Annotated in this window: 19 protein-coding genes; 15 read left to right on the top strand and 4 right to left on the bottom strand. The window is 67.5% G+C overall.

Annotated elements, in window-relative coordinates; all coding sequences use genetic code 11:
• Nucleotides 1–80: 80 nt before the first annotated feature.
• The 4 genes from EV653_RS16740 to EV653_RS16725 all read left to right on the top strand — a co-directional run bounded on the left by EV653_RS16740 (nt 81) and on the right by EV653_RS16725 (nt 2,463).
• The gene (locus tag EV653_RS16740; protein WP_134104455.1) at nt 81–476 is read left to right on the top strand and encodes a hypothetical protein; all 396 of its coding nucleotides are present in this window, start codon (nt 81–83) and stop codon (nt 474–476) included.
• An 86-nt stretch (nt 477–562) separates the two neighbouring features.
• The gene (locus tag EV653_RS16735; protein WP_134104453.1) at nt 563–1,246 is read left to right on the top strand and encodes a DUF6766 family protein; all 684 of its coding nucleotides are present in this window, start codon (nt 563–565) and stop codon (nt 1,244–1,246) included.
• A gap of 115 nt (nt 1,247–1,361) precedes the next feature.
• On the top strand, nt 1,362–1,919 hold the full coding sequence (locus EV653_RS16730; RefSeq protein WP_134104451.1) for a hemerythrin domain-containing protein: 558 nt from the start codon (nt 1,362–1,364) through the stop codon (nt 1,917–1,919).
• 58 nt (nt 1,920–1,977) lie between these two features.
• Nucleotides 1,978–2,463, top strand: a complete 486-nt coding sequence (locus EV653_RS16725) for a CinA family protein (protein WP_202871708.1) — start codon at nt 1,978–1,980, stop codon at nt 2,461–2,463.
• 9 nt (nt 2,464–2,472) lie between these two features.
• On the opposite strand, the gene EV653_RS16720 is transcribed toward EV653_RS16725, so the two are convergent.
• Nucleotides 2,473–3,171, bottom strand: a complete 699-nt coding sequence (locus EV653_RS16720; RefSeq protein WP_134104447.1) for a GAF and ANTAR domain-containing protein — start codon at nt 3,169–3,171, stop codon at nt 2,473–2,475.
• On the bottom strand, nt 3,168–3,533 hold the full coding sequence (locus EV653_RS16715; protein WP_134104445.1) for a hypothetical protein: 366 nt from the start codon (nt 3,531–3,533) through the stop codon (nt 3,168–3,170). The genes EV653_RS16720 and EV653_RS16715 overlap by 4 nt, the downstream gene beginning before the upstream one ends.
• Nucleotides 3,534–3,583: 50 nt before the next feature.
• Between EV653_RS16715 and EV653_RS16710 the strand changes: the two genes are divergently transcribed.
• Nucleotides 3,584–4,012, top strand: a complete 429-nt coding sequence (locus EV653_RS16710; RefSeq protein ID WP_134104442.1) for a hypothetical protein — start codon at nt 3,584–3,586, stop codon at nt 4,010–4,012.
• 16 nt (nt 4,013–4,028) lie between these two features.
• On the opposite strand, the gene EV653_RS16705 is transcribed toward EV653_RS16710, so the two are convergent.
• Nucleotides 4,029–5,294, bottom strand: coding sequence for a multidrug effflux MFS transporter (locus EV653_RS16705; protein WP_134104440.1), 1,266 nt, complete (start codon nt 5,292–5,294; stop codon nt 4,029–4,031).
• Entirely contained in the window at nt 5,291–6,316 is a 1,026-nt protein-coding gene (locus EV653_RS16700; protein ID WP_134104439.1) for a zinc-dependent alcohol dehydrogenase family protein, read from the bottom strand. Before EV653_RS16700 ends, EV653_RS16705 begins: the two co-directional genes overlap by 4 nt.
• 133 nt (nt 6,317–6,449) lie before the next feature.
• Here EV653_RS16700 and EV653_RS16695 point away from each other — a divergent pair, with 133 nt between their 5' ends.
• The 10 genes from EV653_RS16695 to EV653_RS16650 all read left to right on the top strand — a co-directional run bounded on the left by EV653_RS16695 (nt 6,450) and on the right by EV653_RS16650 (nt 12,876).
• Nucleotides 6,450–7,331 carry a helix-turn-helix domain-containing protein gene (locus tag EV653_RS16695; RefSeq protein ID WP_134104437.1) on the top strand — a complete coding sequence of 294 codons (882 nt, stop codon included), beginning with the start codon at nt 6,450–6,452 and terminating at the stop codon, nt 7,329–7,331.
• Nucleotides 7,332–7,445: 114 nt separating this feature from the next.
• Complete coding sequence (locus EV653_RS41705) at nt 7,446–7,655, top strand: hypothetical protein (RefSeq protein WP_134104435.1); 210 nt, start codon at nt 7,446–7,448, stop codon at nt 7,653–7,655.
• Between the two features lie 58 nt (nt 7,656–7,713).
• Nucleotides 7,714–8,115 (top strand): (R)-mandelonitrile lyase, encoded by a 402-nt coding sequence (locus EV653_RS16685; protein ID WP_134104433.1) that lies wholly within the window; start codon nt 7,714–7,716, stop codon nt 8,113–8,115.
• A gap of 27 nt (nt 8,116–8,142) precedes the next feature.
• Complete coding sequence (locus EV653_RS16680) at nt 8,143–8,556, top strand: YkvA family protein (RefSeq protein ID WP_238159846.1); 414 nt, start codon at nt 8,143–8,145, stop codon at nt 8,554–8,556.
• Nucleotides 8,557–8,559: 3 nt separating this feature from the next.
• A complete protein-coding gene (locus tag EV653_RS16675) occupies nt 8,560–9,291 on the top strand; it encodes a sulfite exporter TauE/SafE family protein (protein ID WP_134104429.1) in 732 nt (243 codons plus the stop codon).
• Nucleotides 9,292–9,698: 407 nt separating this feature from the next.
• The gene (locus EV653_RS16670) at nt 9,699–10,382 is read left to right on the top strand and encodes a hypothetical protein (RefSeq protein WP_134104427.1); all 684 of its coding nucleotides are present in this window, start codon (nt 9,699–9,701) and stop codon (nt 10,380–10,382) included.
• A gap of 1 nt (nt 10,383) precedes the next feature.
• Complete coding sequence (locus EV653_RS16665) at nt 10,384–10,809, top strand: phage holin family protein (RefSeq protein ID WP_134104425.1); 426 nt, start codon at nt 10,384–10,386, stop codon at nt 10,807–10,809.
• Nucleotides 10,785–11,417, top strand: a complete 633-nt coding sequence (locus tag EV653_RS16660) for a DUF3618 domain-containing protein (protein ID WP_134104423.1) — start codon at nt 10,785–10,787, stop codon at nt 11,415–11,417. The genes EV653_RS16665 and EV653_RS16660 overlap by 25 nt, the downstream gene beginning before the upstream one ends.
• Before the next feature lie 121 nt (nt 11,418–11,538).
• Nucleotides 11,539–12,210: a GAF and ANTAR domain-containing protein gene (locus EV653_RS16655; RefSeq protein ID WP_134104421.1), complete on the top strand. Its 672-nt coding sequence runs from the start codon at nt 11,539–11,541 to the stop codon at nt 12,208–12,210.
• 231 nt (nt 12,211–12,441) lie between these two features.
• The gene (locus tag EV653_RS16650; RefSeq protein WP_134104419.1) at nt 12,442–12,876 is read left to right on the top strand and encodes a hypothetical protein; all 435 of its coding nucleotides are present in this window, start codon (nt 12,442–12,444) and stop codon (nt 12,874–12,876) included.
• Nucleotides 12,877–12,961: the final 85 nt, after the last annotated feature.

The raw sequence follows: 12,961 nt of genomic DNA, 5'->3' as shown, positions 1-12,961 counted from the left end.
GCAACCCCACACGCGCTGCTGGGCCCTTCGCCGCTCACCGGGCTCGGGCCCACGGGGATGACTTTGGGTACCTGCTGGGCATGAGATGGTCGGCCGGTTGCGTAGTACTAGGCACGATTGTGCTCGCGGTCAGCTCCTGTGGAGCGCGGTTGCCTGCTGCCTCGTCGAGCGTGGCGGAGCAGTTCTATCAGGCGATCCAGCGCAACGACGGAGCTGCCGCCTGCGACTTGCTGGCGCCGCAGACCGTGCATGAGGTCGAGCAGTCGTCGCAGGCGCGGTGCGCCTCGGCAATCCTCGATGAAGACATCCCCGCCGGTGGCACGGTGGTCGAGCTGCGGCAGTACGGCACGGAGGCCCAAGCGCGGACCGGTCGGGACACGGCTTTCCTCGCCGACTTCGATGACGGCTGGAAGATCGTGGCGGCCGCGTGTACTGCGCAGGGGCAGCTGCCGTACGACTGCAAGGTCAAGGGGTGATGGCTGGTGCGCTTGATCTTCATCGTCTATCTGGCCGTGATCGTCCTCGGTCTGGCCTACTTCTTCACCCTGGGGCTGATGCAGCGATGAGCCGGGTCCGGGGCTTCGTGCGCACCAACTCGCTCAGCCTTGTCTTCGGAGGGCTCTTCCTCGCGGCGCTGATCGGACAGGCTTTCGCCGGCCTGGCGGAGTACAACAATCAGCAGATCACCGACGGCCTGGCGACGGTCTCGTTCGGCCGTTATGTCACGTCGGCCGACTTCGCCGTGGACGTGACCGAGAACTGGCAGAGCGAGTACCTGCAGTTCCTGCTCTACATCGTCCTGACCGTCTGGTTGGTGCAACGCGGCTCACCGGAATCGAAGCCGCTGGACAACGCGGGGCGGGAGTCCGACGAGGAGCAGAAGGTCGGTGCCTACGCCGGCCCTGATTCGCCGCGGTGGGCGCGAGTCGGCGGCTGGCGGACCAAGCTGTTCTCCTCGTCGCTCGGTCTGGTGATGGGTTCGGTGTTCCTCGCCTGCTGGCTGGTGCAGTCGGTCGCGGGCTGGTCGACGTTCAACGAGGACCAGTTGAGGCAGCTTCAGGATCCGGTGTCGTGGCTGTCGTATGTCGGCTCGGCCGACTTCTGGAGCCGAAGTCTGCAGAACTGGCAGTCGGAGTTCCTCGCGGTCGGATCGATGGCCGTGCTGAGCATCTATCTGCGCGAGCGCGGATCCCCGGAGAGCAAGCCGGTCGGCACGTCACACGACGCGACCGGTGTCGAGGGCTGACCGGGCTCTCTCGAGCTGACCACTGCGCGCATGCGACGACTTTGACGCCCGAGGCAACAATTGCATGCTCCGGGGTACCGGCGAATCAAGGCAATTCGATTCGGGAGGACTCAATATGGCTGCGGATGTTGTCGACCTGATCATGCAGGACCACCGTGAGGTCGAGCGCTTGTTCGACGAGTTGAAGGACAACCCGGAGAAGCGACCGAACCTGTTGCCGGTGCTCACCACCCTGCTCACCGCTCACAGTCGGGCGGAGGAGGCGGAGGTCTATCCCGTTGCGGCCGAGGAAGCCGGTGAGAAGGACGAGGTCTCGCACAGCCAGCAGGAGCACATCGAGGCCGACCAGCTCCTGGCCAAGCTCGCCGAGACCGACCCGACCTCGGAGGCGTTCGACAAGGCTCTGCAGAACCTCATCGACGCTGTGTCCCACCACGTCGAGGAGGAGGAGACCAAGGTGCTGCCGGGGATGCGGTCGAACCTGTCCGACGAACGGCGCGCGCAGCTCGGCGAGGCGTTCGCCGCGAGCCGCAAGCAACACCTCGGTGAACAGCCGGGCGACATGACGCGCGAGCAACTCGTCCAGCAGGCGAAGAACGCGGACATTTCCGGTACGGCGGGGCTGTCCAAAGATCAGCTGAAGAAGAAGGTCGAGAGCGAAGCCGACCTCTGAGCCGGCAACCATCTCCTCACCCGACCGCGAGGCCGGGTGAGGAGACATGACTGGGGACATGACTGACGGGGACCGCGCCGGCATCGCCGGCGAGATCGCGGAGCGCATCGGTGGTACGGCGCTTGCGCACGGGCTGAGCGTTGCCGTTGCGGAATCGCTGACCAGCGGGGCGATCGCCGCACAGCTCGGCGCCGCTGCGGATTCGAGTGTCTGGTTCGCCGGTGGGGTCGTCGCGTATGCGGCCGAGACCAAGTTCCGCGTGCTGAACGTCGATCCCGGACCAGTGGTGAACGCGCGCTGCGCCGTACAGATGGCCAAAGGCTGCGCTGATCTGCTCGGCGCAGACGTTGTCGTCGCAGTCACCGGAGTGGGCGGACCGGATCCCGAGGAGGGTCACCGGCCCGGGACCGTCTATGTCGCGCTCAGCTCGTCCGACGGCGAGGTCGTGGATCAGCACAGGTTTGAGGGCGACCCGTCCGAGGTCGTCGAACACGCCACCCTGGCCGCCCTGGAAATGCTTCTCACTGCACTCGCCAAGCGCTGACAGCGAGGATCAGTGGGGCAATTTCCGGGTTTCGATCAGCTGCTGGGCGACGTCGCGCAGCTTGGTGTTGGTGTCCTGGGAATACCGGCGCAGTACTTCGAACGCCCTGTCGCCGTCGAGGTTGTAGCGCTCCATCAGGATGCCCATCGCCTGGCCGACGAGTTTGCGGGCGTCGACGGCCTGGGCGAGGTTGACTTCATGGCGTGCGCTGGCGACGGCGACTGAGGCGTGGCGGGCGAGGATGTGGGCGATGGCTTCTTCGTCGGCACCGAAGGCGTCCGGCCGCGTGCTGTAGAGACCGAGCACCCCGACGGTGCCGGCCGCGGTGGTGACCAGCGGGACGTCCAGGACGCTGCGTACGCCGAGCTCGAGGACCTTGCCGGCCCACTCCGGCCAGCGGTCGTCCGTGGTGGTGTCGCGGACCCGAACGATCGTGTGCTCTCGCATCGACACCGCCAGCGGACCTGTACCGCCGCCGATCTGCAATGCGTAGATCTCGGCGACCACCGGGTCGGTGGTCGCCGGAATCTCCAGCCTGCCACCGCCGACGATCAGCGCGACACCGGCATGCGAACAGGCCAGGGCCTGCAATGCGAAGTCGACGACTGCCTGCACGGTCTCGTCGACCCCGCCGGAGTCGTGCAGGTCGAGGGCGAGTTGGGCGAATTGCTCCGCCCCCGCACTGCCGGCCAGATCGATGATGCTCATACCAGGCTCCTCCGGGCGTGTGTCCGCGACCTCTCGGCGGGGGTTCCGGCCCGGGTCGTGCCGGGGGCTGCTCCAGGCCGGCTCCTGACCGAGCCGCGCGATTGCCGACCGAGCCGCACCTGCACGCGTAACTGCCGGCCGCGGTCCGGCCCGGCGGTCTCGCGAACGGTCACCAGGTAGTTCAGCTTCGTCAGCGCACACGGCTCGGAGACGACCGTGAAGGTGCGATCGTCGATCGAGAACGCGGTGCCGTGCCGCAGGTCGTCGACGGCGAGCAAGAACTGTCCTGGCCCTAGCCGTACGGCGGCGATCGGAGCAGCCGCGCTGTCCTGGTGCGGGTCGGATGAGGGGAGTTGGCCCATGGCGTCAAGGTAGCTTGACGTGGACGCTGACGTCAAGCTACCTTGACGTGATGGGTGATGACACGGCAGCAACTTCGGAGCCGGCCGATGTCAGGAGCCTGGAAGAGCTGCTCGAAGTGCTGCGAATCAGCGATCAGCGAGAGCTCTACGAACGCGGGATCGAGCAGCAGCGGGAAGCGGGCCATCCGGTGGCAGTTCTGGTGAAGGCGCTGGCCGACCTGCCCGGCGTGACCGGGCTGGAGGCCCTGCGGGCAAGCCGACGGGTGGTCGAGCTGCTCACCGGGGCGCGGTGGCACATGATGCGCCAAGCCCGCGAAGAAGGCTCCAGCTGGAGCGAGGTCGGCGCCGCCTTGGGCATGAGCAAGCAGGCCGCCTACGACTTCTACCGTCGCAAACTCGACCAGCAAGACAAATCGCCCGACCCGGAAACTGCCAGCTCTCCCCGCTCGCGAGCAGCACTGGGAAAACCCACCAGCTGACCACTCGGGTTGCGTCTCAGGACGGGGCCTGCTGGTGCGGCGGACTACCAGCGTGAGGGAGAGCCCGCGCCAGGACGAGCAGTCCGAACATGGAGGTGAGTGCTCCGGCGACCAGGATGACTGCCATCGGGACTGCTGTCGTGGCGCCGCCCAGGCCGGCGATCGGTGGGATGACTCCGGCGGCGATCCACTGCACGCAGCCGAGCAGCGCCGATCCGGTGCCGGGGTGATCGGGCACCTCGGCCGAGGCGAGAGCGCCGGCGTTCGGGATGATCAGGCCTTGTGCGGTCATCAGGACGAAGAACGAGCTGATCGCGAGCAGGCGTGTCGTGCCGAACGCGACAGCTCCGACAAGCATCGCGATCCCTGCGGCGAAGGCGGCGACCTGACCGGCCAGAATGACCTTCCGGGTCGAGACCCGCCCGGCCAGCCGGGCGGCGACCAGTGCTGCCAGTGTCATCCCGGCGGCGTTCGCGGCGAAGTCGATCGAGTAGGCGACCGGCGTCATACCGTTCATCGACTGGAGGACGAAGGCTGAGGCGGCGACGTACGCGAACAGGGCGCCCATCGCCGAGCCGGTGACGACCAGGTAGCCGACGTACCGGCGCTGGCCCAGGACCTGCCGCGCGGCGACGGCGAGAGCGTGGAGGCCGCCGCTGTGGCGTCGATCAGGCGGTAGAGATTCGGGAACAGCGAGGAGTACGGCGACCATCATCGCTGTGCCCAGGACCGCGACCGTCCAGAACGACACGCGCCAATGGGACAGCTGCAGGATCACGGCACCGAGGAGTGGGCCGACGATCGGGGCGATGCCGCCGACTGCGGCGATGGCGTTGAGCACGCGGACGAGCCGTGCCCCGGTGGCGAGGTCGACGATGATGGCGCGACCGATCACCATCGCCCAGCCGCCGCCGAAGCCCTGCAGCAGCCGGGCAATCGTCATCACCGCGATGGAAGGCGCGACAGCGCAGGCGACGGACGCTGCCGTCATCACGACGAGCGACAGCAGGAGCAGGCGACGCCTGCCCCGCTGGTCGGAGATCGGTCCGCCGATCAGTTGCCCGAGGCCCATACCGGCGAAGAACGTCGTCAGGGTCAGTTGGACCTGGGTCGCGCCGGTGGACAGATCGTGGGCGACCTGCGGGAACGCCGACACGTACATGTCGGTGGCCAGCGGGGCGATCGCGGTGATGAAGACCACCGTGGCCACGACACCCGTGCTGAGCGCTGCAGCGCGTACCGGCGCCCCCGTGTCGGTGCGGTCGAGGGACAGATCGGTCATGGGCGGAGGAGGACCTTGATGGCGCGGCGTTCGTCCATGGCGCGGTAGCCGTCAGCTGCCTGGTCGAGCGGCAGTTCGAGGTCGAAGACCTTGCCCGGGTCGATCTGACCGGTCCAGATCAGGTCGATCAGCTCCGGCAGGAAACGCCGTACCGGGGCAGGTCCGCCGTGGACGTGGACATGGGTCATGAAGATGTCGTCGCCCCGCAATACGACGTCATGCAGTACGCCGACAAACCCGACATGACCCCCGGGACGGGTCGCGTTGATTGCCTGCATCATCGATTCCTGCGTCCCTACCGCTTCGACGACCGAATGCGCGCCGAGTCCGTCGGTGAGCTCCTTGATCCGGGCCGCTCCGGCGTCGCCTCGTTCGGTGACAATGTCGGTTGCGCCGAAGTCGAGCGCGAGCTTCTGTCGCGACTCGTGGCGGCTCATCGCGATGATGCGCTCCGCGCCGAGTTGCTTGGCGGACAGTACGGCGAGGAGGCCGACCGCGCCGTCACCGACGACCGCGACGGTCTTGCCGGGAGCGGCTTCGGCTGCGACCGCACCGAACCAGCCTGTGCCAAGGACGTCGGAGGCGGCCAGGAGGCTGGGAACGAGATCATCGCTGGGTACGCCGGGTGTCGCGACCAAGGTTCCATCGGCCAGCGGGACCCGCATCCGCTGGGCTTGCGCGGCGCCGCTGGTACCGAGCATCTCGCGATGCACACAGGAGGATTGGTAGCCCGCCCGGCAGATCTCGCAGGTGTTGTCGGAGGCAAAGAACGAACCGATCACGAACTGCCCCGGTCGGATCGAGTCGACCTCCGACCCGACCTCCTCGACGATGCCGGCGTACTCGTGGCCCATATGCAGCGGCTCGGTGATCTCGTCGGCGCCCCGGTAGGGCCACAGGTCGGACCCGCAGATGCAGGTCGCCGACAATCGGATGATCGCGTCGGTCGGCTTCAGGATCCGCGGCTCGGCAACGTCCTCGACGCGAACATCGCCGGGGGCGTGCATGACAACTCCACGCATCAGACACTCCACAAGAAGAGTTGGACAGGTATGTATCCAGACAACCGCCGGAAGCGTCGCTGAGGGAGTCACTGCTGAGAGGTGTACCAGCAGTACATCCCTCAGCGCCGATGACCGCCGTACGGTGGATGTCATGGACAACCGCGTCGAGGTTCGAGAGTTCCTCACGACCCGACGGGCGAAGGTGACCCCGCGGGCCGCCGGCCTGCCCGAGGTCGGTCGCCGTCGGGTCCCCGGTCTGCGCCGTGCCGAGGTGGCAGCCCTGGCCGGCGTCAGCGTCGAGTACTACGCAAAGCTCGAGCGCGGATCCCTGGCCGGCGTCTCCGCCTCCGTGCTCGACGCCATCGCCCGTGCGCTTCAGTTGGACGATGCCGAGCGGATCCACCTGTTCCATCTCGCCCAGACAGCGAGTGGGACCGGCAGGCTGGCCCGACCGCGTCGGTCCTCGAAGCGCTGGACACCGCGCCCGAGCCTGCAGTGGGTCCTCGACACTATTACCGAGGGTCCCGCGATCGTCCGCAACGGTCGTATGGACCTGCTCGCCGCGAACCATCTCGGCCGGGCCATGCATTCGTCGCTGTACGAACGGGAGCCCAGCCGACAGCCGAACTTCGCCCGCTACACCTTCCTTGACGAAGACTCGCTCCGGTTCTACCCGGACTGGGACACCGCCGCCGACACCTGTGTCTCGATCCTGCGCACCGAGGCCGGCCGTGACCCCCATGACAAGGTGATGCACGACCTCGTGGGCGAGCTGTCTACGTGCTGTCCGGAGTTCCGGCAGCGCTGGGGCTCGCACAACGTCCGCCTGCACGGAGCGGGTACCAAGTCGTTCCACCACGAGGCCGTAGGCAATCTCGAGCTCGCCTACGAGAGCGTCGACATGATCTCCGATCCCGGACTGACGCTCACCATCTACGCCGCCGAGCCCTCATCACCCACCGCCGAGGCCTTGAAACTCCTCGGCTCCTGGGCGGCCGCATCCGCCCTGCAGCCTGCCGCCGCCGAGGACTGAGCCGCCGCTGCGCGTTTCACGGTACGACGCAGGCGTGGCTGCGAGGGGGGTTCTGTTGTTACCTGGAACAGCCGGGCCTGTTGCCACTCCTGCGGGTGCAGTTCGCTGGATGCCGTGACAATCTGCGAACCCGCGACAACCCGCGAGCCGGAAGCGGCCTCCGTCGGCGGACGGCCGTGTTTGGCGTTGTTGACTGCCCTGCTCGGGTTCTTCCTGGTGACAGTGGATGCGGTCATCGTGAACGTGGCGTTCCCGCGGATCCGGACCGAGCTGGGCGGAGGTATCCAGGGGCTGCAGTGGGTGGTCGACTCACAGCCGGGGTAACGGCGGGTCTACGCCGTACCGCACGACCTTCAGACTGACCCGACGATTGGAACGACCAATGGAACTGCTACCTGTTCGCAACACATCCAAGGCACCCGAACAAACCTTCACCGGCGACGTCTATGTCACCTCGATCAAGACCCCGACGGAGCCATCGAGACTCACCGCGGCTCTGGTCCGCTTCGCGCCCGGCGCCCGTACCAACTGGCACTCGCACGCCGTCGGCCAGACCCTCCACGTGACCGAAGGAGTCGGCCTCGTCGGCACCCGCGACGGCAAGGTCATCCGCATGCGCGCCGGCGACACGGTCTGGACCCCACCGGGCGAAGAGCACTGGCACGGCGGTACGACGGACACCTTCATGTGCCACATAGCCATGCTCGAAGCAGCCGACGGCGATCCCACCACCTGGCTCGAACCAGTCGACGACCAGACCTACCGGGCAGCCAACCCGGCGTGACCAGCGCCTGCGGGCACAATGGGCCGGGTGACGACGTGGTGGTCGGTGGTGGTGGGTGCAGCAGCAGGCGTCTTGCTGTTGTGGATGGCGCTGATTGTGGCGCTCTGGTTCGTCCGGCCTGACGAGCTGCGGATCCGGGACGCGCTTCGGCTCCTACCGGACCTTGTGCGGCTCCTGCGTCGATTGGCAGGTGACCGGACGCTGCCCCGCGGGGTGCGGATCCGGCTCTGGTTGCTGTTGGCCTACCTTGCCATGCCCTTTGACCTGGTGCCGGACTTCATCCCAGTGATCGGGTACGCCGATGACGCGGTGATCGTCGCGTTCGCGCTCCGGTCGGTCACGCACCGGGCCGGACCTGCTGCGCTCGATCGGCACTGGCCAGGATCGCCGGACGGGCTCGCGGCCGTTCGCCGCCTCGCTGGGCTCCCGGCGGCCTCCTGAGACATGCTGACCGATTTCTTGCCGACCTTGCTCATCGCCTCGGCGGCCGCGTTCGGACTCGCCGCGTTGTCAGCGGTCGCCGGATTCGGCGGCGGAGTCCTCTTGCTGCCGGTCTTCACGGCGCTGTTCGGCCTGCGGGTAGCGGTGCCGATGCTGACGCTGACCCAGCTGTCCAGCAACGGTTCCCGGGCGTGGCTCAATCGGCACGACCTCCGTTGGCCGCTGATCGGGTGGTTCTCCCTCGGCGCGGTGCCCTGCGCCGTCGCCGGCGGACTCCTGCTCGCCCACGCGCCCCTCGCGCCTCTGAAACGACTGCTCGGTGTGTTCTTGATCGGCGTGGTGCTTTGGCGGCATCTCAAGCCCCATCCGCGCAAACCCACGGATCCCGTCTTCGCCGCGGTCGGCGCAGCGTCCGGCCTCGGCTCGGCACTGCTCGGATCAGTCGGCCCGCTGACCGCACCGTTCTTCCTGGCATACGGCCTGACCCGCGCTGCCTACATCGGCACCGAAGCCGCCAGCGCGCTGACCATGCACCTGACCAAGATCGCGACGTACGGCGCCGGCGACCTGCTCACCCGCCAGGTCCTGCTGTACGGCGTTGCGCTCACCCCCGCGACCCTGCTCGGCGCCTGGACCGGCAAGAAGATCGTCGGCCGCATCAGCGACCGCCTCTTCGTCCTCCTCGTCGAACTCGGCCTCCTCGCCGCCGGCACCCTCTTCCTCATCGGCCTCTGACACGCCCGAACGCGGTCAAACATGTGTAACACCTGAGAGTCGGGGCACCGCACTCGGTAAGGACCATCGGTCGCTCGAGAGGCCGATGAATCCCAGGTCCCAGCGTTCCGACCAGCAGCGCAGGGACCGCCCGCACAAACGGTCACCGCCCCGCCAGACGACTTCACAGGCGCGGGCGGTGAGCTGTTTGGTTGTGTGTTTGGTGGCGGGTACCGGACGGCAAGTTTCGTTGGTGGTACGACAGAGTGCCATTTCGGTAAGTCCTTGTTGCGAGGCAGAGATGCTGCGCCCTTCGGCCTGAGCAGGCAACCTTCTCAGTTCTTCCCTGCCGTGCATTTCGTACGGCGGATCGCGCACGCCGGTCCCTCGCGACGTCAGTCAGTCAATGCTCCTGGAAGGAGCGTCACATGTCGCATACGACGAATCATCGGATGGATGCGGGGAGTCCGCCGGCAGAGGGTGTGGCCGAAGTGGCCCGGGGCGAGGCCGGGAACTTGAAGGAGACCTCGGCCGAGGCTGTCGGCCAGGTTGCGGGCACGGTCAAGGAGAAGGCGTCGGACATGACGTCGGAGATCCGCGAGCAGACCCGGCGGTTGGCTGGTCAGACCCGGGACGAGCTGGCCGGACAGTTCAATCAGCAGAAGGAGCGCGCGACCACCGGTCTTCGCTCGGTGAGCGATGAGCTGCGGGGGATGGCCGAACACGGTCAGTCGGGACTCGGGGCTCAGCTGGCACGTCACGGTGCGTCCTTCACGGATCAGGCCGCGGACTTCTTGCAGCAGCGCGAGCCGGGGGAGCTGCTGGACGAGGTCCGCGGGTTCGCGCGGCGTAAGCCGGGCACGTTCCTGCTGGTGGCCGTGGGAGCGGGTGTCGTCGCGGGCCGCCTCACGCGCGCGCTGGCAGCGGGCAGCAGTAACGGGTCGAGCAACACGTGGAGCGACGCCGGCACTCCGGCACGCACAGCGATGCCGACCCACACAGAGACGCCGATGAGCAATGGTTCGCCCAGCGGCGTCGGCCTGCCGGAGCGGCCGGTCGGTGGCGTGGCCGGCGACGAGTATCTCGTCCCGCCGCCGGGATCGGAGCACTGAGATGGCTGTAGGCGATGTACCGCCGGGCAGCGGTATGCACCGGCTGTCGGTGGACGAATCAGTCGGTGAGCTGGTTTCCCAGCTGACCAGCGATCTGGGCCAACTGACGCGTCAGGAGCTGGCGCTGGCCAAGGCTGAGCTCCAGGTCGAGGCGAAGAAGGCGGGCAAGGGAGCGGGCATGCTCGGCGGCGCCGCCTTCGCCGGCTGGATGACGGCTCTCTTCGTCTCCCTCACGGCGATGTGGGCCCTGGACAAGGCAATGGACCTCATCTGGGCTGCGCTGATCGTCGCGGTCGTCTGGGCGGTCGTGGCCGTCGTACTGGCGGCGAAGGGGCGCAAGGAGCTCCAGGAGGTCAACCCGAAACCCGACCAGACGGTCGAATCGCTCAAGGAGGACGCGAAATGGCTGAAGACCCGGAAGAGCTGAAACGCAACATCGAGCAGACCCGCCGCGAGGTGGGCCGTGACGTGGACGCCTTGACGGAGAAGGTCAGTCCCGGTCGCGTCGTCGGCCGGCGGGTCGAGCGGGCCCGCGCTGGGGTCCACCGGTTGAAGGAACACGTGATGGGGTCGGCGGACTCCGTCGGCGGATCCGTGACCGATACCGCCGGTTCGGCACTGTCCACGGTCCAGGACGCGGGGAGCAAGGTCGGTGGCGCCGTCGGGTCGGCGCCGGACGCAGCGCTGGCGCGGACACGCGGTACGCCGCTGGCCGCCGGCTTGATCGCCTTCGCGGCAGGGTGGGTCGTAGCTACTGCGATTCCCGCCTCGACGCGGGAACGCGATATGGCCCAGGCATCCAAGGACAAGGCGATGGAGGCTGCTGGTCCGGTGAAGGAAGAAGCCGCTCAGGTGGTTCAAGAGGTGAAGGACAACCTCCGAGAACCCGCGCAGGAGTCTGTCGACAGCGTCAATCAGTCCGCATCCGAGGCAGCGACCGATGTGGCCGCCGAGGGGCGTTCGGCCGCTCAGCAGGTCGCGGACGGTGCGAAGGATTCGGCAGACAACGTCCGGCAGGCGGGCTCCTCGAGTTGATCAGCCACAGCCGGAACGTTGCAGGGTCGGGTGGGCCGGAGTTCAGCCCACCCGACCCCGCGCCGGAGGTCACCTCGGTGCGAGTGGTGTGCCGGCGCGGTGATCGGGTACCGGCGGAATTGTGAACGAGGACCGATTGCTGGCCGTGGCGCAGCATCTGATGGAGACGCTGACGCCCGGCGACCTCGACCACACGCTCAGCCGGATCACGACTGCCGCGGTCGAGGCGCTGCCCGAGACGGACTACGCGAGTATCACGGTCCTGCACGCCGACGGCCGGCTCGAGACCGTCGCGCCGACGGACGACCTGTTGTGGGGCGTCGACGCAGCGCAGTACGAACTCCGGGAAGGTCCTTGCTACGAAGCGGCTGCGGACGCCGTTCATGTCGCATCGCCTGATCTGGCCCGGGACGACCGGTTTCCCCGGTACGCCGCCAGCGCGGTCGCCGCGGGCCTGCGAGCCCAGGCCGGCATCCGCCTCTTCGACGCTCCGAAGGCGCGCGGCGCTCTCAATCTGTACTCCGAGCACGTCGGCGCCTTCAGCGATCTGGGAGCCCTGGGCGAGCTGTTCCGGCATCAGGCCGCAACGGCGATCGACTACGCCCGCGAGATCGGGAATCTGCGTGAAGCGGTACGGACGCGGACCATGATCGGTACGGCGGTCGGCATCGTGATGGAGCGATACCAGCTGAGCGACGACCGCGCCTTCGCCTTCCTGACCAGATTGTCCCAGGACAGCAACGTGAAGCTCCGCGAGATCGCGAGACGCCTCATCTCACTCACGCAGGGATGAACCAAGGCCGGGTTGAACCGCACGACGCGTGCGCGTAGCCTGCAATTCACCGCGAGCACGAGGTCCAACACGTGGCTTTGCCTGGTTCGCGGATTCTTTGGTTGGAGCTCCTCGATGAGCACAACGCCCTACCGTCTCGACCACCTACGGCGTGACGGCCGATTCGTCGCCCGGTTCGCTCACCAGTTGACCGTCGCATCCGGCGTACCGGTCGGCTCACGCTGGTGTCCCGTGTCCGACGACCCCACGAAAATGTGGCAGATCGCCTGGTGGAACGGGCCTACGGTCGCATTGATGCGCTTCCTGGCCGCGGATCTGGCCGGCAGCGTCGTCGGCGTCGACGTCGAGAATCTGCAATGGAATCGAACCATCACCCCGGAAGCCTTCGCCCTCGCTCTCATCGCGAACGTCCGGGCCGGTCATCCGCCCCTGGGCACGCACGCCACTTGTGGACAGTTGATGGCAGCGCTCGAGCGAATCGATCATCCTCAGCGAGGCACGTCGCGTGACCTGGAACTCGCGCGCCGGCTCGTCCGGCTCGGGGATCACCTCGAGCACGGCATGTTGGCTTTCCTCCAGCAACACGGCCTCGCCGGGCTGGGGGAAGGACCTCTGCTGCCTCAGGTGGTGGATTTGCGGGCTAATTCCCGCGCTGAAACCCTGTAGCAGCACCCGCGAGCTCCTCGGTCAGCTTCGGGGCCAGAGGCAACGATCGGCGATGCGTGGCGGTCAGTCCGGCGGCTCGACGGGC

It is taken from the genome of Kribbella pratensis, from assembly GCF_004365355.1.
Lineage (GTDB): Bacteria > Actinomycetota > Actinomycetes > Propionibacteriales > Kribbellaceae > Kribbella.
The sequence above is the reverse complement of the archived record's forward strand: the minus strand, read 5'-3'. Positions and strand labels throughout refer to the sequence as shown.

Coding starts and splice junctions, on each gene's coding strand:
- EV653_RS16740 (WP_134104455.1), top strand. CDS start 81: ATGAGATGGTCGGCCGGTTGCGTAGTACTAGGCACGATTGTGCTCGCG.
- EV653_RS16735 (WP_134104453.1), top strand. CDS start 563: ATGAGCCGGGTCCGGGGCTTCGTGCGCACCAACTCGCTCAGCCTTGTC.
- EV653_RS16730 (WP_134104451.1), top strand. CDS start 1,362: ATGGCTGCGGATGTTGTCGACCTGATCATGCAGGACCACCGTGAGGTC.
- EV653_RS16725 (WP_202871708.1), top strand. CDS start 1,978: ATGACTGACGGGGACCGCGCCGGCATCGCCGGCGAGATCGCGGAGCGC.
- EV653_RS16720 (WP_134104447.1), bottom strand. CDS start 3,171: ATGAGCATCATCGATCTGGCCGGCAGTGCGGGGGCGGAGCAATTCGCC.
- EV653_RS16715 (WP_134104445.1), bottom strand. CDS start 3,533: ATGGGCCAACTCCCCTCATCCGACCCGCACCAGGACAGCGCGGCTGCT.
- EV653_RS16710 (WP_134104442.1), top strand. CDS start 3,584: ATGGGTGATGACACGGCAGCAACTTCGGAGCCGGCCGATGTCAGGAGC.
- EV653_RS16705 (WP_134104440.1), bottom strand. CDS start 5,294: ATGACCGATCTGTCCCTCGACCGCACCGACACGGGGGCGCCGGTACGC.
- EV653_RS16700 (WP_134104439.1), bottom strand. CDS start 6,316: ATGCGTGGAGTTGTCATGCACGCCCCCGGCGATGTTCGCGTCGAGGAC.
- EV653_RS16695 (WP_134104437.1), top strand. CDS start 6,450: ATGGACAACCGCGTCGAGGTTCGAGAGTTCCTCACGACCCGACGGGCG.
- EV653_RS16685 (WP_134104433.1), top strand. CDS start 7,714: ATGGAACTGCTACCTGTTCGCAACACATCCAAGGCACCCGAACAAACC.
- EV653_RS16675 (WP_134104429.1), top strand. CDS start 8,560: ATGCTGACCGATTTCTTGCCGACCTTGCTCATCGCCTCGGCGGCCGCG.
- EV653_RS16670 (WP_134104427.1), top strand. CDS start 9,699: ATGTCGCATACGACGAATCATCGGATGGATGCGGGGAGTCCGCCGGCA.
- EV653_RS16665 (WP_134104425.1), top strand. CDS start 10,384: ATGGCTGTAGGCGATGTACCGCCGGGCAGCGGTATGCACCGGCTGTCG.
- EV653_RS16660 (WP_134104423.1), top strand. CDS start 10,785: ATGGCTGAAGACCCGGAAGAGCTGAAACGCAACATCGAGCAGACCCGC.